The organism is Nostoc sp. (assembly GCF_035638895.1).
Lineage (GTDB): Bacteria > Cyanobacteriota > Cyanobacteriia > Cyanobacteriales > Nostocaceae > Nostoc.
In genome coordinates, this window is the sequence record NZ_DASQZC010000642.1 from 1 (window position 1) to 1,607 (window position 1,607).

Here is a 1,607-nt window from a genome sequence, read left to right on the forward strand (position 1 = left end):
GAAATCCTGTAAAGAATCGCTATCACCTTGAGTTAGCGCATTGTAAATTTCAATTACTTTTTTATCCGATTTAATGGCAATATCTTTGGCTAGTTTTACAGCAGCGATGCGGATATCCGCAAGGTTAGCAGCTTTGATAAACAGGCGCTCGTTGGGGCTAATGTCACCATACTTCGGTAATTCTAATTCACCAATTTCAACATTGCCAACGGTAACTTTTTCAAATTCTTTTGGGGAAGTCTTAAAGGGGAGTCTTAACATATCAGTTATTAGTCATCAGTTGTCAGATAACTGATTCCCCATACTCACAAAAAAACGGATGCCTTGCACATCCGTCGATTTCTATTCGAGGAGACAGGAGAATAAATTTTAGATATTAACGTGTCCCATGCTAGTCATTGGACAAAAGGAATGTCAACATTTCCCCAAATGAGAAAGAAAATTTTAATCCAAGTTTGTCCAGTCACCCACTGGACAAATTACAATTGTCCAGTGGGTGACTGGACAAATTAACAATGACTGGACAAAACGAACTAATCAAAATATCTACCCTGCAAGACCGCTACAAGCTAAACTCCAGGCAGGCTGTCAGCAACCGGATCAACGGGTTGAAGATACAACCAGTAGCCCGTGGGCAAATATCACTTGAGCAATTGGAGCTACTGGACAGACTGGACAAGCATATTCGGGGTGGAGGTGCGATCACTGATTTTCCAATTCAGCCAGAAGTGCAAGTGGACAAACTAGACAAGTTGAATGTTGAGCCTGACACCAATGAGGCAATGTCTACAACAGACTATTTGCCAGCCATCAACGTTATGGCGCAACTCATAGAAAGAATGATGTCTTATACTTATGCACCACAGCAGCGATCGCCCCTAGCTATTTACGAGGATTTGGAGAAAATAGTGCAGTTTGAGTGGATACTGCCAACTTCTAAAATTAAGGAATTAACTGGAATTACCCCAAAAACTTCCAAGGGGGAAGAAGTTTTTATATTTGGTAGTTTCGCTTTTATTAGAACTGATAAGATTGGGCGCGAGACTGGCTGGAAAGTGGTGCATATTGAATTCGTAGAACAGCAACAACTACTTCAATCGTTTGCCAAACGTCGTGAACCAAAAAATTAACCCCATAGTAGATTTACTACTCGGAACTTCTGTACTCGATACAGTAAACGCTTAGGGAGATTAGACCTCTGGGTTAGGTGCGGTAACGTTCTTAATTCTAAGTCCGATCATTGAACTAAGAATCCTCAGACTTCAGGATGAGGAGTGTCAAATATTCTATCTTGCAATCGGCGAACTGCTTAACGCTGGCATCTCCTGTCCACCTATCAACTTCGCCGCCATGTGTTGGGTATCGCCCGGTAAGTGTAATGCACCAATACCCAAACTGGCTGCCAGTACAGCTTTTAGTTCAGCTTCTGGCAAATACTCAATAACGATCGCGATCGCCTCTTTCAATTGCTCAGAAATATCCTCAACTTCAACATCAATAATCTCAGCATCGACTGATTCAAGCGGCGCGGATTCCGCAACTAGTTCTTTTTTAAGAAAAGGAATCTCACCCTTGGAAGTTTTGCAAACAATCACGTCGCCGTGGTG

3 protein-coding genes are annotated in these 1,607 nt (G+C 42.2%); 1 reads left to right on the plus strand and 2 read right to left on the minus strand.

Features of this window, described 5'->3' with window-relative positions; genetic code table 11:
* The coding region (locus tag VE944_RS30815) for a hypothetical protein (RefSeq protein WP_324986580.1) at positions 1-261 on the minus strand (261 nt) is incomplete at its 3' end.
* Between the two features lie 254 nt (positions 262-515).
* Between VE944_RS30815 and VE944_RS30820 the strand changes: the two genes are divergently transcribed.
* A complete protein-coding gene (locus VE944_RS30820; RefSeq protein WP_324986583.1) occupies positions 516-1,130 on the plus strand; it encodes a hypothetical protein in 615 nt (204 codons plus the stop codon).
* A 156-nt stretch (positions 1,131-1,286) separates the two neighbouring features.
* Here VE944_RS30820 and VE944_RS30825 read toward each other — a convergent pair.
* On the minus strand, positions 1,287-1,607 hold a 321-nt coding region (locus VE944_RS30825), incomplete at its 5' end, for a hypothetical protein (RefSeq protein ID WP_324986585.1).